Annotated in this window: 15 protein-coding genes; 7 read left to right on the forward strand and 8 right to left on the reverse strand. The window is 62.0% G+C overall.

Features of this window, described 5'->3' with window-relative positions:
• Window positions 1–37 precede the first annotated feature (37 nt).
• Entirely contained in the window at window positions 38–3745 is a 3708-nt protein-coding gene (gene metH / locus CRP40_RS09780; protein WP_027914642.1) for a methionine synthase, read from the forward strand.
• Between the two features lie 290 nt (window positions 3746–4035).
• Here metH and CRP40_RS09785 read toward each other — a convergent pair whose 3' ends face one another.
• Entirely contained in the window at window positions 4036–5118 is a 1083-nt protein-coding gene (locus CRP40_RS09785) for an ABC transporter substrate-binding protein (protein WP_027914641.1), read from the reverse strand.
• A gap of 211 nt (window positions 5119–5329) precedes the next feature.
• Here CRP40_RS09785 and CRP40_RS09790 point away from each other — a divergent pair, with 211 nt between their 5' ends.
• From CRP40_RS09790 to CRP40_RS09805, 4 genes are all read left to right on the forward strand, one after another.
• The gene (locus CRP40_RS09790; RefSeq protein WP_027914640.1) at window positions 5330–6982 is read left to right on the forward strand and encodes a nitrite/sulfite reductase; all 1653 of its coding nucleotides are present in this window, start codon (window positions 5330–5332) and stop codon (window positions 6980–6982) included.
• A complete protein-coding gene (locus CRP40_RS09795) occupies window positions 6966–7460 on the forward strand; it encodes a DUF934 domain-containing protein (protein WP_027914639.1) in 495 nt (164 codons plus the stop codon). Before CRP40_RS09790 ends, CRP40_RS09795 begins: the two co-directional genes overlap by 17 nt.
• A gap of 191 nt (window positions 7461–7651) precedes the next feature.
• Window positions 7652–8116: a nuclear transport factor 2 family protein gene (locus CRP40_RS09800; RefSeq protein ID WP_027914638.1), complete on the forward strand. Its 465-nt coding sequence runs from the start codon at window positions 7652–7654 to the stop codon at window positions 8114–8116.
• Between the two features lie 85 nt (window positions 8117–8201).
• Window positions 8202–9350, forward strand: a complete 1149-nt coding sequence (locus tag CRP40_RS09805) for a M14-type cytosolic carboxypeptidase (RefSeq protein WP_027914637.1) — start codon at window positions 8202–8204, stop codon at window positions 9348–9350.
• 14 nt (window positions 9351–9364) lie between these two features.
• Here the strand turns inward: CRP40_RS09805 and CRP40_RS09810 are convergent, their stop codons facing one another.
• The 7 genes from CRP40_RS09810 to CRP40_RS09840 all read right to left on the reverse strand — a co-directional run bounded on the left by CRP40_RS09810 (window position 9365) and on the right by CRP40_RS09840 (window position 15694).
• A complete protein-coding gene (locus CRP40_RS09810) occupies window positions 9365–10333 on the reverse strand; it encodes a spore coat U domain-containing protein (RefSeq protein WP_027914636.1) in 969 nt (322 codons plus the stop codon).
• The gene (locus CRP40_RS09815; RefSeq protein WP_097223513.1) at window positions 10330–12627 is read right to left on the reverse strand and encodes a fimbria/pilus outer membrane usher protein; all 2298 of its coding nucleotides are present in this window, start codon (window positions 12625–12627) and stop codon (window positions 10330–10332) included. Before CRP40_RS09815 ends, CRP40_RS09810 begins: the two co-directional genes overlap by 4 nt.
• 99 nt (window positions 12628–12726) lie before the next feature.
• Entirely contained in the window at window positions 12727–13503 is a 777-nt protein-coding gene (locus CRP40_RS09820) for a molecular chaperone (protein ID WP_027914634.1), read from the reverse strand.
• A gap of 39 nt (window positions 13504–13542) precedes the next feature.
• Window positions 13543–14046, reverse strand: a complete 504-nt coding sequence (locus CRP40_RS09825; RefSeq protein ID WP_027914633.1) for a spore coat U domain-containing protein — start codon at window positions 14044–14046, stop codon at window positions 13543–13545.
• Between the two features lie 3 nt (window positions 14047–14049).
• Window positions 14050–14583, reverse strand: a complete 534-nt coding sequence (locus CRP40_RS09830) for a spore coat U domain-containing protein (RefSeq protein ID WP_023536078.1) — start codon at window positions 14581–14583, stop codon at window positions 14050–14052.
• Window positions 14584–14601: 18 nt separating this feature from the next.
• Entirely contained in the window at window positions 14602–15138 is a 537-nt protein-coding gene (locus CRP40_RS09835; protein ID WP_027914632.1) for a spore coat U domain-containing protein, read from the reverse strand.
• Window positions 15139–15166: 28 nt separating this feature from the next.
• On the reverse strand, window positions 15167–15694 hold the full coding sequence (locus CRP40_RS09840; protein ID WP_033695032.1) for a spore coat U domain-containing protein: 528 nt from the start codon (window positions 15692–15694) through the stop codon (window positions 15167–15169).
• Between the two features lie 264 nt (window positions 15695–15958).
• Between CRP40_RS09840 and CRP40_RS09845 the strand changes: the two genes are divergently transcribed.
• Both CRP40_RS09845 and CRP40_RS09850 read left to right on the forward strand, forming a co-directional pair.
• Window positions 15959–18205, forward strand: a complete 2247-nt coding sequence (locus tag CRP40_RS09845) for an ATP-binding protein (protein ID WP_027914630.1) — start codon at window positions 15959–15961, stop codon at window positions 18203–18205.
• 15 nt (window positions 18206–18220) lie between these two features.
• Window positions 18221–18679 (forward strand): response regulator, encoded by a 459-nt coding sequence (locus tag CRP40_RS09850; RefSeq protein WP_027914629.1) that lies wholly within the window; start codon window positions 18221–18223, stop codon window positions 18677–18679.
• Window positions 18680–18691: the final 12 nt, after the last annotated feature.

Raw genomic sequence — 18691 nt, forward strand, 5'->3', positions numbered from 1 at the left:
CAGCACTTTCTGATTTCCGCCCGACCAGGTAGTTCATATGTCCGACCGCAGCGCTCGTCTTCACGCACTTCAACAAGCACTTAAAGAGCGCATCCTGATTCTCGATGGCGGCATGGGCACTATGATCCAGAGCTACCGGTTGGAGGAAGCCGACTATCGTGGCACGCGCTTCGCCGATTGGCCAAGCGACGTCAAAGGCAACAATGACCTGCTGCTGCTCAGCCGCCCCGATATCATCGCCGCCATCGAGATGGCCTACCTGGACGCGGGCGCCGATATCCTCGAGACCAACACCTTCAATGCCACCCAGATCTCCCAGGCCGACTATGGCATGGAATCGCTGGTGTATGAATTGAACGTGCAAGGCGCGCGCATCGCCCGCCAAGTGGCCGATGCCAAGACGCTGGAAACCCCTGACAAACCGCGCTTCGTGGCGGGCGTGCTCGGCCCGACCAGCCGGACCTGCTCGATCTCCCCCGATGTGAACGACCCCGGCTATCGCAACGTCACGTTCGACGCGCTGGTGGAAAACTACATCGAGGCTACCCGCGGGCTGATCGAGGGTGGTGCCGACCTGATCCTGATCGAAACCATCTTCGACACTCTCAATGCCAAGGCCGCTATCTTCGCCGTGCAGCAGGTGTTCGAAGATGATGGAATCGAGCTGCCGATCATGATTTCCGGCACCATCACCGATGCCTCCGGCCGCACGCTGTCCGGACAGACCACCGAAGCCTTCTGGAACTCGGTCCGGCATGCCAAGCCGATATCCGTGGGCCTGAACTGCGCATTGGGCGCCAAGGACTTGCGTCCTTACCTGGAAGAGTTGTCGAGCAAGGCCGACACCCACGTTTCGGCACACCCCAATGCGGGCTTGCCCAATGCGTTCGGTGAGTACGACGAAACCCCGGCGGAAATGGCGGCAGTGGTCGAGGAGTTCGCCGCCAGTGGCTTCCTGAACATCATTGGCGGTTGCTGCGGCACCACCCCTGGGCACATCCAGGCCATCGCCGAGGCGGTGGCCAAGTACCCACCACGGCCAATCCCGGAGATCGCCAAGGCATGCCGCCTCTCGGGCTTGGAGCCCTTTACCATCGATCGCCAGTCGTTGTTCGTCAACGTCGGTGAGCGCACCAATATCACCGGCTCGGCCAGGTTCGCGCGACTGATTCGCGAGGAAAACTACACCGAGGCCCTGGAAGTGGCGCTGCAACAAGTAGAGGCTGGCGCCCAGGTCATCGACATCAACATGGACGAAGGGATGCTCGACTCCCAGGCGGCCATGGTCCGTTTCCTCAACCTGATCGCCGGTGAGCCGGATATCTCGCGCGTGCCGATCATGATCGACTCTTCGAAGTGGGAGGTGATCGAGGCCGGCCTCAAGTGCATCCAGGGCAAAGGCATCGTCAACTCCATTTCCATGAAGGAAGGCGTTGAGCAGTTCAAGCACCACGCCCGCTTGTGCAAGCGCTATGGCGCCGCCGTGGTGGTCATGGCCTTCGACGAAGTCGGCCAGGCCGATACCGCCGCGCGCAAGCAGGAAATCTGCAAGCGCAGCTACGACATCCTGGTCAACGAGGTTGGCTTCCCTGCCGAGGACATCATCTTCGACCCGAACATCTTCGCTGTCGCCACCGGCATCGAGGAACACAACAACTATGCAGTCGACTTCATCGAGGCCTGCGCCTATATCCGCGACCACCTGCCCCACGCCCTGACCTCGGGCGGGGTGTCCAACGTGTCGTTCTCGTTCCGGGGCAACAACCCGGTGCGCGAGGCGATTCACTCGGTGTTCCTGTACCACGCCATCGCCAACGGCCTGACCATGGGCATCGTCAATGCCGGTCAATTGGAAATCTACGACGAGATCCCGGCGCAGTTGCGGGAAAAGGTCGAGGATGTAGTACTCAACCGCACGCCCCAGGGCACCGATGCGCTGCTGGCCATTGCCGACGACTACAAGGGCGGCGGTGCCACGCGGGAAGTCGAGAACGAGCAATGGCGCTCGCTGCCGGTGGAAAAGCGCCTGGAGCATGCGCTGGTCAAAGGCATCACGGCGTTCATCGTCGAGGACACCGAGGCGTGCCGCCAGCAATGTGCACGGCCGATCGAGGTCATCGAAGGCCCCTTGATGAACGGCATGAACGTGGTCGGCGACTTGTTCGGCGCAGGCAAGATGTTCCTGCCCCAGGTGGTCAAGTCGGCCCGGGTGATGAAGCAGGCCGTTGCGCACCTGATCCCGTTCATCGAGGCCGAGAAAGGCGACAAGCCCGAGGCCAAGGGCAAGATTCTAATGGCGACGGTCAAGGGTGATGTGCACGACATCGGCAAGAACATCGTCGGCGTGGTGCTGGGCTGCAACGGCTACGACATCGTTGACCTGGGGGTGATGGTGCCCGCCGAGAAGATCCTGCAGACGGCACGTGACGAGAAATGCGACATCATCGGCCTGTCGGGCCTGATCACACCGTCGCTGGACGAGATGGTGCATGTGGCGCGCGAGATGCAGCGCCAGGGCTTCGAGCTGCCGTTGATGATTGGCGGCGCTACCACTTCCAAGGCTCACACGGCCGTGAAGATCGAGCCCAAGTACAGCAATGACGCCGTGATCTACGTGACCGATGCGTCCCGCGCCGTGGGTGTGGCGACTCAATTGTTGTCCAAGGAGCTCAAGTCAGGTTTCGTCGAACGCACACGCCAGGACTACGAAGAGGTACGCGCGCGCACGGCCAACCGCAGCGCCCGGACCGAGCGTCTCACCTATGCCCAGGCAGTGGCAGCCAAACCCCAGTACGACTGGGCCGGCTACCAGCCAGCGGTACCCTCTTTCATGGGTACCAAGGTCCTGCATGACATCGACCTGCGCACCCTGGCCCAATATATCGACTGGACGCCGTTCTTCATTTCCTGGGACCTGGCAGGCAAGTTCCCGCGAATTCTCACTGACGAAGTCGTTGGCGAGGCGGCGACCGCCCTGTACGCGGACGCCCGCGAGATGCTCGACAAACTCATCGACGAAAAACTCATCAGTGCTCGCGCGGTGTTTGGCTTCTGGCCTGCCAACCAAGTGGCCGATGACGACATCGAGGTGTACGGTGAAGACGGCGCTGCGCTGGCGACCTTGCACCACCTGCGCCAGCAGACCATCAAGCCCGACGGCAAGCCCAACTGGTCGCTGGCCGACTTCGTGGCGCCCAAGGCCAGCGGTGTGACCGACTACGTCGGCGGGTTCATCACCACGGCGGGTATCGGTGCCGAAGAAGTCGCCAAGGCCTATCAGGACAAAGGCGACGACTACAGCTCGATCATGGTCAAGGCCCTGGCCGATCGCCTGGCCGAGGCCTGCGCCGAATGGCTGCATGAGCAGGTGCGCAAAGACTACTGGGGGTATGCCCGGGAGGAGCAGCTGGACAACGAGGCGCTGATCAAGGAGCAGTACCGTGGCATTCGTCCGGCGCCGGGCTACCCGGCCTGCCCCGACCACACTGAGAAAGAGACCCTGTTCCGCCTGCTCGACGGCAGTGCCATCGGCGAAACGGGCCCAAGTGGCGTCTTCCTGACCGAGCATTACGCGATGTTCCCGGCCGCGGCTGTCAGCGGCTGGTACTTCGCCCACCCGCAGGCGCAGTACTTTGCGGTGGGCAAGGTCGACAAGGATCAGATCGAGAGCTACAGCACCCGCAAAGGTCAACCCGTGAGTGTCAGCGAGCGTTGGCTGGCGCCGAACCTGGGGTATGACAGCTAAGGCTTAACTGGGTCCGTCCAGCTGTTCCCGAGAGGGGCAGCTGGAAATACGGCGCGTGGGTGCCACTGCGCCGTGTAATCGGTAAGCAGGATTACGGGTGAGTGCCCCAATACACCGCCGTGATGACGACCAGCGCGACCAGGCACAGGATTGCCCAGGTATCGACGCTATGGCCGGGCTTGCGCAACTTCGTTGGGTTGGTCATGGCATTGCCTCTTCTAGTGATTATGGGAATGCACCGCACAATCGGCAGTTAAGACCAGCAAAGACCTTTGCTCAAGCAGGGTTTCTCAGTATTCGACCGGTGACGTGAGAAACGGATACTGATAGCCAGCCGTGCGCCCTATGGCGCTGTACGCTTTGAAGTCCACGCCGTAGTCGGCCAGCTCCAGTCGTTTGAGCCATTGCCCGGCCTTGGCCTGGTCGATGCTCTGCAACACAGGCAGGCTGTAGTCGCGCAGGCCATCGCGGCCAAACGGCAGGCCGTGGGCATCGTCATTGAGCATGACCATGGCCCAGCCCCCAAGGCTGAAATGCCCGCCCATCAGGACACTCAAGCGTCCGTCCAGACGCGCACGCAATGCCTCACCCGAGCTGTTCACCGCACTGAACATCACATCCTTGCCTGGCTTGAGCCCCGCCTCCTCGAACGCCTGCATGGCCCCAAAGGCCATCTCGTCATTGGCCGACCATACAAGCCGTGTTTGCGGGTAACGTTCGAGCAGAAACCGCGCCTGCTCGTAGGCGCGCTGCCGGCTCCACCCGCCGTATACCACCTGGCGCAAGCGCACCTGGGGGAAGTCGGCCAAGGCGCGGCGCATGCCGTCTTCCCGGCGCTGCGAGGCAGGCGTAGTTTTCACGCCTGAAAACGCGACCAGATCCACTGGACCGCTTGCGGCAGGCAATTGCGCGATCATCTCGCGCAACATCTGGAACCCGGCTTGTTCGTCATTGGTGGTCAGAGACCCCAACGGCTGAGCGAATTTGTCAGGCCGGGCGCTCACAGCCCGTGCCTGGCTGGGCGTCAAGCCGTTGTTGACCAGCAGCAGCTTGACCCCCGCCCCTTGCGAGAGGCGCATGATCTCGGGGGCGATGTACTGTTCGTTCACCAGTACCAGGTAATCTGGTCGCCTGGGCCCATCGAGGGCCGCCCGGGCCTGACTCAGGGCGAGATCGGTCCGGCGCTCGCCATATTCCACACGCAAGTCCATGCCCAGTTCATCGGCAGCGGACTGCATGAATTGGCTGTAGCTGGCCCAGAACGTCTCGCCCGGCGAGCCCGGGTTGAGGAAAACCACCGACACCGGCTGCGCACCTGCGGTCAATGGCAGGGCGAAGCACAGGCACAGGCAGTGGCACAGGGCCTTGAGCATAGGCTGAGGTCTCTGAAGCAAACCCAGGATTATACCCACCGGGTCAGGACAAGCGCATAAATGGCAGTCAGTCTCACATAGTTCGTTTGGTTCTTTTCATATGCAAAAACATCACTTTTGCGCATAAATACAACCTGCTATGGTGCCCCGGCTCCGAACCGGAGTGCGCGGCCGTGCGCGCGAATAGCTGCATGCCTGAGACAGGACTTTTATGTACGTATATGACGAATACGATCAGCGGATCATCGAGGACCGCGTCAAGCAGTTCCGTGATCAGACCCGCCGTTACCTGGCCGGTGAGCTGAGCGAGGAAGAATTCCGCCCGCTGCGCCTGCAGAACGGCCTATACATTCAGCGATTCGCGCCGATGCTGCGTGTCGCCGTTCCTTATGGCCAACTCAATGCCCGACAGGTGCGTACCCTGGCCAAGATCGCCCGCGATTACGACAAGGGCTATGCGCACATTTCCACCCGCCAGAACGTTCAGTTCAACTGGCCGGCCCTGGAAGACATTCCCGACATCCTGGCCGAGTTGGCGACCGTGCAGATGCACGCCATCCAGACCAGCGGCAACTGCCTGCGCAACACCACCACTGATCAGTTCGCAGGCGTCGCCGCCGATGAAGTCATCGACCCGCGCCCCTGGTGCGAGATCGTCCGTCAGTGGACCACGTTCCACCCGGAATTCGCCTTCTTGCCGCGCAAATTCAAGATCGCCATCAACGGTTCGAAACAGGACCGCGCCGCCATCGAAGTGCACGACATCGGTCTTGAGCCGGTGCGCAACGACGCTGGCGAGCTGGGCTTCCGCGTTTTGGTCGGAGGCGGGCTGGGTCGCACGCCGGTGGTCGGTTCGTTCATCAATGAATTCCTGCCCTGGCAGGACCTGATCAGCTACCTGGACGCCATCCTGCGCGTCTACAATCGCTACGGTCGCCGGGACAACAAGTACAAGGCGCGGATCAAGATCCTGGTCAAGGCCCTGACACCTGAAGTCTTCGCCGAAAAGGTCGAGGCCGAAATGGTCCACCTGCGTGGCGGCAGCAGCACGCTGACCGAGGCGGAAGTGCAGCGCGTGTCGCGTCACTTCGTCGACCCCCAATACCTGGCGCTGGACGATGTCGACTACAGCGCCCTGGATAGCGAACACCCAGGCTTCGCGCGCTGGCGCTCACGCAACACCCGTGCCCACAAGCGCCCTGGTTACGTGGCCGTGACCCTGTCGCTCAAGCCCACCGGCGTTGCTCCAGGTGACCTCACCGACAAGCAGCTCGACGCCGTGGCCGACCTGGCAGAACGCTACAGCTTCGGCTTCCTGCGCACCTCCCACGAGCAGAACATCATCCTGGCCGACGTGGAGCAACGCCAGCTGCATGCCCTGTGGCTGGAGCTGCGCGAGAGCGGATTCGCCACCCCGAATATCGGCCTGCTGACCGATATCATCTGCTGCCCAGGCGGTGACTACTGCTCCCTGGCCAACGCCAAATCGATCCCCATCGCCGAATCCATCCAGCGCCGTTTCGACGACCTGGACTACCTGTTCGACATCGGTGAGATCGACCTGAACATCTCCGGGTGCATGAACGCGTGCGGGCACCACCACGTCGGTCATATCGGCATTCTGGGCGTGGACAAGAAGGGCGAAGAGTTCTACCAGGTATCGCTGGGCGGTAACGCCGCGCGCGACGCCAGCCTCGGCAAGATCCTGGGCCCCTCGTTCGCCCAGGACGACATGGCTGATGTGATCGAGAAGCTGATCGCCGTCTACGTCGAACAACGCACCGAAGAAGAGCGTTTCATCGACACGTACCAACGCATCGGCATCGACCCCTTCAAGGAACGCGTGTATGCAGCGAATCATTAAGCACAACCAGATCGTCGACGAAACCTGGCACCTGTTGCCCAAGGAAACCTCGTTCGACGAACTGACCAACTGCGACGACTACATCGTGCCCTTGCAGATGTGGCGCGACCATGCCCATGCCCTGAAAGCCCGCGACGGTGGTCTGGGCATCTGGCTGGACAGCGATCAGGAGGCCGAGGAAATTGGCGAGGACGTCCAGCACTTCCAGGTCATCGCCCTGAACTTCCCTGCCTTCACGGACGGGCGCAGCTACTCCAATGCCCGCCTGCTGCGCGACCGCTACGGCTACAAGGGTGAGTTGCGCGCCATTGGTGACGTGCTGCGCGACCAGCTGTTCTTCATGGCCCGCTGTGGGTTCGATGCATTCGCCATCCGCGCCGACAAGGACCCTGAAGACGCCCTGCAGGGCCTGAAGGACTTCTCCGTCACCTATCAGGGTGCCACGGACCAGCCGCTGCCCTTGTTCCGCCGGCGCTGAGCCATTTGTTCGTCACGACCGTGCACCAGACACGGTTGTGGCGGGCAGTGCCCAAACCCGATCACACCGGGTCTGCGTACACATCGACATTGTTGTCGCCGACGCAATTGTGAAGTCTGCCCGGTGATGATTCTCGCTTTGCCCCTGGCACGCTACGCTTTTCGGACACATTCATGCCGAGGAGTCGAGCAATGTCCCGTCCACCCCTGCCACCCTTCACCCGCGCCAGCGCCATCGAGAAAGTCCGCCTGGCCGAAGACGGCTGGAACAGCCGCGATGCTGCCAAGGTGTCGCTGGCCTATACCCCTGATACCGTGTGGCGCAATCGCGCCGAGTTTCCCCGCGGGCGAGCCGAGGTTGAGGCTTTCCTGACCCGCAAATGGAATCGCGAGCTTGAATACCGACTGATCAAGGAGCTTTGGGCCTTCACCGACAACCGTATTGCCGTGCGCTATGCCTACGAATACCGTGACGACAGCGGGCAATGGCACCGGGCCTATGGCAACGAGAACTGGGAGTTCGCCCCGGACGGGCTGATGCACTATCGGCACGCGAGCATCAACGAGCACCCTATCGCAGAAAGCGAGCGCAAGTTCCATTGGCCGCTAGGTCGACGGCCTGACGATCATCCTGACCTGAGCCAGTTGGGGCTCTGAACCAAGGCCAGGCGCACGGGGGCGCGACGACGCCTGCAAGCGGTGTACAGTATTGGCACAACAACACCGCCAAGGAGCCCGCCCCATGACCGTGACGCTGTCACCGCTGCATATCGATTGCGACTTCGATTCTGGCAACATCGAAGTCATCGACGCCAGCAATCCTGCCCAGGTCCGCCTCGCCATCCGGCCGGATACCCACAGTGGCCACTACCAGTGGTTTCACTTTCGCGCCAGCGGACTGACGCCTGGGCAGAACCATCGGTTCAGCCTCGACAACGCCGCTGGCTCTTCCTACAAGAACGCCTGGAGTGGCTACAACGCCGTGGCCTCCTACGACCAGCAGACCTGGTTTCGGGTGCCGAGCCAATTCGATGGCAGTGCACTGAGCTTCGAGATCACGGCGCAGCAAGCGCAGGTCTGGTTCGCCTACTTCGAGCCCTATCCCCGTGCACGCCACAATCAATTGATCGAACGGGCGCTCGCCCTCCCGGGCATCACATTGCTGGCCAGCGGTCGCAGCGTCCAGGGTCGCGATATTCCATTACTGCGCGCAGGCGACGGCGCGGCGGGCAAGCGCAAAGTGTGGTTCATCGCCCAACAGCATCCCGGTGAGCACATGGCCGAATGGTTCATGGAGGGGCTGATCGACCGCGTGCAAGCGGGTGACGCCACTGTCCAGCAACTGCTGGAGCGCGCTGATCTGTACCTGATTCCCAACATGAACCCTGATGGTGCCTTCCTGGGCCATTTGCGCACCAATTACGCCGGCAAGGACCTGAACCGCGCCTGGCAGGACGCCAATGTCGAGCTCACTCCGGAAGTGTTCTTTGCCCAGGCGCAGATGAAGCAGCATGGCGTGGACGCCTTCATCGACGTGCACGGGGATGAAGAAATCCCCCATGTGTTCACTGCCGCATGCGAGGGCAACCCAGGTTACACCGCCCGCCTCGCCCACCTGGAGGAAACCTTTCGCAGCACACTGATGAACCTGACGGCAGACTTCCAGACCACCCACGGGTACACCCGCGACGCGCCTGGCCAGGCCAACACGACATTGGCATGCAATGCCGTGGGGATGGCTCACGACTGCTTGTCGCTGACCCTGGAGATGCCTTTCAAGGACCACGACGATGCCCCCGACCCGCACACGGGCTGGTCAGGCCTGCGCTCCAAGGCGTTGGCGAGCGCCGTATTGGATACGCTCGCCGTGATGGTAGACGACCTACGCTGAGCCTGCCTTGTCCCTCAGAACTGTACGTCCAGTACGACGCTGTCCGAGTAGCTGGCCGCCGGCGGCGTAGGCTGATCGGTATAGACCCGGGCGCTGTAGTTGAATACCTGGCTGCCAGTGCCAGTGCCAACGCCTGGGTTGACGTCGGCGTCGGCACTGGCCCGCCTGGCGCTGCCGGTAGCGCCCCAGCGAACGGTACCTGCGCCTTTGTAGATGTCGTACGCCAGGTAGTTGTTGGCGGCCGACTTCATGCGCCGCCGTCCGCTCAGCACGTTCTGCCCATCACTGAGCCCGACACTGTAGGCACTGCCTTTGGTACAGGAGACGCTCAGGCTCTGGCTGACCGTTGCGAAGGCGCTGACCACAGGCGCAGACCCGAAGTTGATATTCGGCGTAACGATCTGGCAATCATTGGTCACCGTCAGGCTGACGGTCAGGTACTGGGTGCCTGATCCGGTATCCCTCCCGATGCACAACCCGCCCAGCGAAAGCCCTTCGCAATAGTTCCAGGTCCAATCCAGCCGGAGGGTTTCCTGATAGAGACCTGCCGCCACGTTACTCCCGATCTGGGTACGAAGGTACAACGGCACAGTCTTGGGTGTACCGTTGAGCAAACCCAGCAGATCGAGGATGCCCGTGCGTCCATATTCGAAAGCAACTCCTCGGCTGATGGGGAAGTTGGTGGTGGCGTCGGCGTAGAGCGTGTACGGGATGACATCTCCCGTGGGGCCTAGCAGCCCACCCGTGGTCGGCTGTACCGTCAGCTTGAATGAGTCAGTGTTGCTGAGCACGCTCAACACCGTGCCATTGCACTGCAGGCCGGCGTTGGTTGTGGACGCCGTCTGCACGGCTGTGCGTACCTGCGTCGAATTGAGGGCACCGAACAAGGCTGGCGCGGTGGCCACCGACGCGCATTTGGCCTGGGCAGGCTCTGCGCAGAATACTAGAAACCCTGCGCAGAGCCATGCCTGGTGACGGTTCACTTGCACACCAACGGCCCGATTAACGGGATCGAACCTGTGCTTTCTGGCATGACGAAATCGACCTCACACTGCCCTCCCCCCGCCAGTTCGACCTGCACGCGATTAGTGGGCTGTAAATTTTCCAGGTAGACCAGCCCGTCCCAGCCCACCACGGCTTGCGCGCCGCTTTGCACGTGCCTGACGCGGCTCCCCAGGCCCAGCGGTCGCTGATCGCCATCCACCAGCTCCAGGCTGGCTGCTCGCACCTGCTTGAGTTCGAAGTCGAGCAGGTAACCGCTGCCGCGGCGCACGGCAACGCGCTGCTCCACCTGCGGTGCCAGAATGTCAGGCGGCAAATCCATCGGGTCTATTTCATATTTGCCCCGGTAGTAGGCACTGCTATAGGGCACAAGCAGGTGCCCACGTTTGTCGGTGCGGCCTACCGGCTGGTTTTCGTAGCGCACGGGCACATCAGCGTAACCGGAGGTGCTGACCACGACGAACGCATCATCGATGCGGTTGGCCGCGAACAGGCCGGCGTCCATCCACACGATCGAGCCGCTGGCATCGGCCCAACGGGTCATTTCTCCACTGCTGCCGTAGACACCCGCCTGCAGCTGGACCGATTGCAGGCGCCAGGTGGCATCGGCCTGGCGGTAAGCCCTGCGATCGCTGCCGGTGGCATACCCGAGGTTGTAGCCCACCCCGGTGCCCACTGGAACGGCCCGGCTGTAATTGACCCGCTGTTGGTGCTGGCCCTCTTTGTTGCGTTCGATGCCCAAGGCCAGGGTGCCGGTCATGTCGAACGGAATCACCAGCTGCGCCTGCATCGCCCACTGGCGATCACCGACCTCTCGGTTAGCAGAAAGGTAAACGCTGCTGTTGCCCCATAGCGGTCTGCTGTAACTGAGGTTGATCAAACGCGTGCGGGTGCCGTCCCCTGCACGCACATCAAAATAACCTGCGCCTAGATTCCCGTACTGGTTGAGGTTCAGACTCAGCGTCACCTGCTCACTGCTCCTGCTAAGTTGCATGTCGCGCCGATCGATGCGCGTCAGGTCGGCGTAATCGCCATGGCGTTGCAGGCGCTGGTAGCTGAACCCCAGGCGTTGACTGTTGTATTGATAACCCAGGGCGGTTTGCTGACCTTGGCTACCTTCGAAACGGCTTTGAGCAAGCGCAGCATTGAGCACCCCGAACTGCCCTAAGCGCACGTTCGCCCCCAGGCCGCCGAGCATCAGGGACTCGGCCGTTTGCGCATGGGCCTCCAGCGTGAAGGTGTCGCTCAGACCGTGGCGCAGGCTGGCCGAAGCCACGCCTGGGCCGTAACCGAAGTCGCGCACCCCGTAGTCTCGCCTGAGGCTGCCGGCTGCCACCGCGTAGTCAGTCAGACCTTTTTGCAACAGGTTGCTGGTCACGTAGAACGGCAGGGTCGTGGAGACTTGCCGGCCCAGGGTGTCGGTGGTAACCACCACTGCCTCGCCAGCACCGTTGATGAAAGGGACGTTGGTCAGGGTGTAGGGGCCGGGTTGCAATTCGGTGGTGCTGGTTCGATAACCATTGATGAAAAGCTCAAGGGACGTTGGCACGGCCGCTTCGCCTGCAAAGGCGGGCAACGGGTAGGTCACAAGATCTGGCCGGGCGGCAAAGTCCCTGGACAGCTGCAGCCCACCCACGCGCACCGAGCTGCTCCAGGGCAAGGCGGCAGTGATCAGGTCGCCGGCCTCGAAGGTCAGCAACCGTTGCTCGTCGGTGAAGCGCCAGGTGGTGTCGTAACGCAGGAACCCATCACCCGTGCCACTGCGTGTCACACCGTTGAACGAATGCCGCCACTGGCCCGTGCTGGAGACGGTGCCCCAACTGTCGAACACGCGCAGCTCATTCCAGGCGGCTAGGTAGGTGCCGCTGTCGTCGGTATCGTTCAGGTACAGGTCATAATTGAACACGGCACCGAAGCTGCTGCGCGCATCGGTAGGCGGGTAAAGCGTGCGCTCACCGACTTGCTGATCCGGCAACCAGCCTGGGGGCACATCCAGCAGCAGTTGCTGATTCTGGCTGTCATATTCGGCATGCATCCCCGCAACGGCGTCCAGCGCCACGTCGCCCGAGGGGTCGCCGGGCAGCGCAAGGCCTGCTGCACGCAGCACCTCACTGTCTATGTAAAGGCGCCCGGCTCTTTGTTGCACCGGCACCAATTCAGCCTTAGGCATCTGGTTCACCGTGAGGTCCAGGTACAAGGTGGCATCGGCAACCGCCGACAGCTCCGTGGGGGGCGGCGGCAGGTCGTCCGCCAGCACCAGGGTTGAGCCGGCCAGGGCCAGCCCCAGACACCCCAGGCGCTTCGTCGCGAACCTCTTCACGCATCGGTCCTGACCATTGTCGGGCCCTCCCTGGCCCCGTGACTTGCCTGTGACTTACCGGCCCTGGCTGATGACGGTCGCCTCACCCTGGCCGTTGACCCGCCCCTTGAGTATCCCCCCGGCACCCACGGTCAGCGGCGCCGGCCAGCGCATGCTGGCCCCAGGCAATACATAGCCCAGCAGTCCTTCTGCAACAGGCTTGGCCTGGTTGCCTTGCTGCACCACCACATCGGTCAAGCGTGCATGCACAGGGCCAGTGTTTCGCAACTCGATATACGGCTTGTCCTGAACCATGACCGGCTGCCAGGTCAGCTGCGGCTTGCCTACCCCCTGCTCGTTGCGCTCGCCGTTCGGGTCCGGGCGACCCCAGAGGCCCTCCCCGTAAACGAATAGCGGCACCGAGTAGCGCATTTGCAGGCGAATCGCGGCCGTGGTGCCGGCCTCGGCCTTGTCCACTGGCACTGCTGGCGGAATCTCATCGATGATGATGCGGTAGGCCTGTTCCTGGCCGGCGGGTGCCGCACCGGTGCGGGTCAGGCGAATGAGTTGCTTCTGACCGGGTGCGACAGTGGCGACCGGAGGGCTGCCGATGATTTCACGTTGCGCGCTGAACTGCTCCTCGAAGCGGCCTTGACGCCAGGCAAACACCCGCACTTGAAGGCTTGCCGCCACTGTGCCGCGATTCTCCAGCCACAGCGCCCCAGCCTTCTGCCCCGCTTCCAATACAGGGTCGATGGGCCAGATCAGTACGGACGTGGCGGCCAACGCCGGCTGGCCACCCACACTGCACAGCAGTAACAAGGCCTGGATCCATTTGCTGCGTGCTCTCATGTAGCCCTCCCTGGGACGGTATGTTGGCGAATCGACCGGTCACCAGGTCAATGTCACCTGGACTACGTCGGTATAGGTGCCGGCAGGCACCGTTCCGGGTAGTTGAAGCCTTCCGTAGACAGGCAACCTTACAGCTGCAGGGTCGGCATAACTCACGTTCACGTTCTGCCCAATGCCGATGCCCTGCGCCAATGCAGCATCCTGGTACAACTGGTAGGGCACTACCTGCGTGCCTCCCGTACGCTTGAGGTTTCGCATGCCTGCGTTGGCGTTCTGGCCAGCATCCAGGCTCATGCTCAACACGACCCCAGGCGTGCATTGCAGCGACACGCTCGAACCGCCCAATGCCGTACTCAACACGGCCGTGGACAAGGCCGACTGCGTACCGTAGTTCAGGGTGCCGTACTGCGTGGCGCCCCCTGTGATCAGACAACCGGCGACAACCTGCGCGTTCACCGCAAAGGTACTGGTGGTGGCTGCACCCAGCGGGCCAGCCAGCATCAGCAGACAGCCGGCAACGCTCCCTGTACGCCAGACGCGCATGTCTCAGAACGTCAGCTCGACGGCGACGGTGTCGGTATAGACACCCGCAGGCAACCCGGCCTTGCCACGCGCTTGCCCATAGAGATTGACGGTTTGCGCTACCCCGGTGCTGGTCGGCAATGTGATCGTGCCGTCGATGGCCAGCAACTGCGTGCGCCCCGCATCGGTATAGAAGTCATAGGGAACGAAATTGCCGGCACCGTCTGCCAGAGCACGGGTGCCACCGGTGGACTGGCCATCGTGGGCGCCTGCGCGTACCCGAATGGCGGGCACCGTGCCCGCGGAACACAGCACGCTCAGTGCCCCGCCGCTGCCGCCGAGTACCTGCGCGTTGGCCGTACCGAACAAGGCATCCTGAGTACCGAAGTTGAGGCTGCCGAAATTCAGGCCTGAGGTGCCAGAACTGCCGTTGACCTGACAAGCCGCAATCAGGGTCAGTGTCGAGTTGATGGTACCTGTGACGGTGGCTGCCGGCGCCTGGGACGCCAGCGCCATGCCCAGCCCGGCGAGGATACAGCGTGAGAGGTGGGTTCGCATCGATATCTCCTTGATGGGTTACCAGTCCAGGGTCACTCTGAGGGTGTCGCGATAAAGGCCAGCGGGTAGCGCACGAGGCTGTGCGACCAGCACGCCGTAAATGGGAATAGGCATTTGCCGAGTGCTGTTGATGACAAAGGGCCGAGCCTGGCCGACCGGGTAGTGGCTGCGGCCCGCTGGATCGACAGCCAGTTGGTACGGGATCAGTTCGCGCCCATTGCTCAGGCGACGTATTCCGTCATCGCCGTTCATGCCAGCGTTGATACTCACCTTGAATGCACGCACCTCAGGCGTACAACTGATCTGCAAGCGGCCTTGGGTGCCAACGTCATCTACCCGGCTGCGAACAGGTTCTTCCCAGTTGGGGCCGCGGGCACCGAAATCCATCAATCCAGGGTTGGCCAGTGTCGCAGGTTGCGTTTCATCACTACTGATCTGGCAAGCAGCACTGATGATCAGTTGCGCCTGGATGAAGCCGGTGGTGGTGCCATGCGCCGCGCCGCCCGGTATGAGCAATGGGCCGAGCGTCAGCAGCAGCATTGATGATCGGTTCACAGCTTCACATCCTTGTGCATGGGTTTACCTACCAGGTGACCGTCACTTTGAGCAGGTCGGTATACCGCCCTGTCTCAGGGGCCCAGGCCAGCTTGTCCAACCTTGCGTACAACGGCAGGTCTACCTGGCCGCTGCCAGGCACCCGTGACGACTGCGGCTCATCGACCATCAACGGCTGGCGTCCGGCGGCATCCCGGTACAGCCGGTAGGGAATGGGTCTGGCACCGGAGCCTGAGATAGCCAGGAACCGCACGGCCCCGCTCCCACCATGCTGGCCGGCGTCCACACGTACCTGGTAAGGCGTGTCCGGATTACACGCCAGGCGGGGTACAGAGGGCCCCAACAGCGTCCCACTTCGAGGGGCCTGCGGCCCATCCAATCGTGACACTGCGCCAAAGTCGATGCGCCCGAGTGCTTGTGCACCCGCCTCCCGGGCAGGGTTGACGAGCATGCAACCGCGCTCTACCAACACCCTCACTTCGACCAGAAAATCTGCCGCCAGAGCACTGCCCAGCGGCAGCAGGCCCAAGAGCGCGGCAAACGCGTGCTTGTTCACGTCAGCGTCCCTGTCATTCACACTGTTTTCAAGATTAGCAGCGGGCTTACCCTCAAACCGTTCGACACGCCTGTTTTTTGGTATTAGCAAAAAAGCACTAACGGCTGTGGCAATTCCTGAAAGTGCTTGGCAGCTTACATGCGAGATGCGTTTTGACCGCCAAAGCAAGGCAGGCCTAGCGATATTCTGATAGGGTGTATCGCCACCATCCTGCCCCAGACCCATGCGGCATGCAGGTCCCAAACGACAGGAGCGTTTTCTTCGATGACTACCGACCAAACACTTGCCCAGGCGATCGAACGCTGCGCTCAGGAGCCCATTCAAGTGCCGGGTAGCATCCAGCCTCACGGGTTTGTCCTGGTGCTCGATCCCGAGCATCTGCACATCCTGCAGGTCAGTGAAAACATCGTGCAGTGGCTGGGCAGGCCTGCCGAAACATTGCTCGGTTGCAGCTTCGACGAGATCGTCCAGGCTGGCTTCGACATGCGCCAGCACCTGGCGCGGCTGCCCAAAGACGAAGCCTTTCCATTCCATATCGGTGATGTGCGCTTGCACGACAGGGCACCTTACCGAGAGGAGCTTCATCTGCTGGCACACAGGCATGACGGTGTGCTGATCGTCGAGCTCGAGCCACCCAGAGTCCCCGAGGACCTGACTGCCCAGGGTGATTACTACCCGTTGGTGCGCGCCTTCGTCAGCAGCCTGCACCTAGCGGGTAGCCTGGAGGAATTGCTGCAGCAGACCGTGGTTCAGCTCAAGCGTGTGACCGGCTTCGGACGGGTCAAGGCCTATCGCTTCGACGCCCATGGCAACGGTGAGGTCCTGGCCGAGGTTGCCGACCCGGGTTATCCCAGCTTCCTGGGCCTGTGCTTCCCTGCCTCGGATATACCGCGTCAGGCGCGTGAGCTCTATCGGGTCAACCGCATCCGCGTCATCGAAGATGCCAATTATCAGTCGTCACCCTTGTTACCGCCGCTCAACCCAGTCACTGGCAACCCGCTGGACATGAGCTTCACAAGCCTGCGTAGCGTATCGCCCGTGCACCTGCAATACATGCGCAACATGGATACGCTGGCATCGATGTCCTTGTCCATCGTGGTGGATGGCCAGCTGTGGGGGCTCATTTCGTGCCATCATGCACAACCCAGACCAGTGGCTCTGCGCACGCGTACCGCCTGCGAGCTGCTGGCCAGCGTACTGTCGTTGCAGATCGAATCCCGTGAAGCCCACGCCAGCACCCGTCAGTTACTGGAACTTCGCCAGTACATCGTGCGGATGATTTCGTCCATGGCCGACCATGACAGTGTCAGCGAAGGCCTGCGCGCCTTGCCCGATGTACTCATGGCCTTTGCAAGCGCCCAAGGCGCTGCGATCATTTCAGCCGAGTACTGCGAGCGGGTCGGCATCACCCCGCCAGAGGCGCAGGTCAACGCGCTGGTACATTGGCTGGCCCGCCAAGGTGAGGATGTATTCCAGACGGATAATGTACGCCGTGACGTCAGCGAGCTGCCCGAACTGGCCGAGCATGCCGGCGGCGTGCTGGCAGTGGCCATCTCTAAAATTCACTCGCACTACCTGCTGTGGTTCCGGCCTGAGCAGGTGCGCAGCGTCCAATGGGCTGGGCAGCCCACCAAGGAAGTCGCACCGCTAGGCAACCTCGCACCTCGCCATAGTTTCGAACGCTGGCAGGAGCAACTGCATGGCTATTGCGCACCGTGGGACCCGCTGGTCATCGATGGCGTCATGGAGTTGCGTACTGCGGTCTTGGGTATCGTGCTGCGCAAGGCTGAAGAGCTGGCGCAGATGGCCAACGAATTGCGCCGCTCCAACAAGGAGCTCGAGGCCTTCTCGTACAGTGTTTCCCACGACCTGCGTGCGCCCCTGCGCCACATCGCGGGCTATACGGAGTTGCTCGGCGAAATGGAAGGCGCCGGTCTGAGTGAACGTGGCAAGCGGTTCTTGCAACACATCGGCGAGGCTGCTCATTTTGCCGGCAACCTGGTCGACAATTTGCTACATTTCTCGCAGATGGGTCGCTCTGCCCTGCGGATGTCGGACGTGGACCTCAACGCGCTGGTCGAAGCCATTCGCGCCGAACTGGCACCCGACTATGCCGGGCGTGAGATCATCTGGGACGTCGCGCAGCTGCCCCGCGCCTACGGCGACCCGGCATTCATCAACCTGGCATTGAACAACCTGGTGGCCAATGCCATCAAATACACCCGTGGACGTACACCTGCCCGCATCGAGATCACAGCCGTGCAGCATCCAACCGAGACCGAGGTCTGTGTCCGGGACAATGGCGTGGGCTTCGACATGGCCTATGCCAACAAGCTGTTCGGCGTCTTCCAGCGTTTGCATCGCATGGAGGATTTCGAAGGCACGGGCATTGGCCTGGCCAGTGTTCGCCGCATCATTGAAAGGCACGATGGCCGTGTCTGGGCCGAAGGCCAGATCGACAAAGGCGCCAGTTTTCATTTCACATTACCGCGCCCATCCGCGACGCACTGAGGCACCGCACTTACCATGCTAAAACCCATCCTGCTGGTCGAGGACAACCCTCGAGACCTGGAGCTGACGCTCCTGGCCCTGGAACGTAGCCAGTTGGCCAACGAAGTCATCGTGCTGCGTGACGGCGCAGATGCCCTGGATTACCTGTTGCGCCGCGAGGCCTACGCTGACCGCGACGACGGCAACCCTGCCGTGATCTTGCTCGACCTCAAGCTGCCGAAAGTCGATGGGCTGGAAGTACTCAAGGCGCTGCGTGCCTCCCCGGAGCTGCGCAGTATTCCGACCGTGATGCTGACTTCGTCCCGCGAAGAACCCGACCTGCTGCGCGCTTACGAACTGGGCGTCAACGCCTACGTGGTCAAACCCGTCGAGTTCAAGGAATTCGTTGCCGCCATTTCCGACCTGGGCATCTTTTGGGCAGTACTCAACGAGCCACCACCCGGCTCGTTGCGCTTGAACCGTCGCGGCAACTGAGGCCTGCACCAC

This window comes from Pseudomonas sp. URMO17WK12:I9 (assembly GCF_900230165.1).
Lineage (GTDB): Bacteria > Pseudomonadota > Gammaproteobacteria > Pseudomonadales > Pseudomonadaceae > Aquipseudomonas > Aquipseudomonas fulva.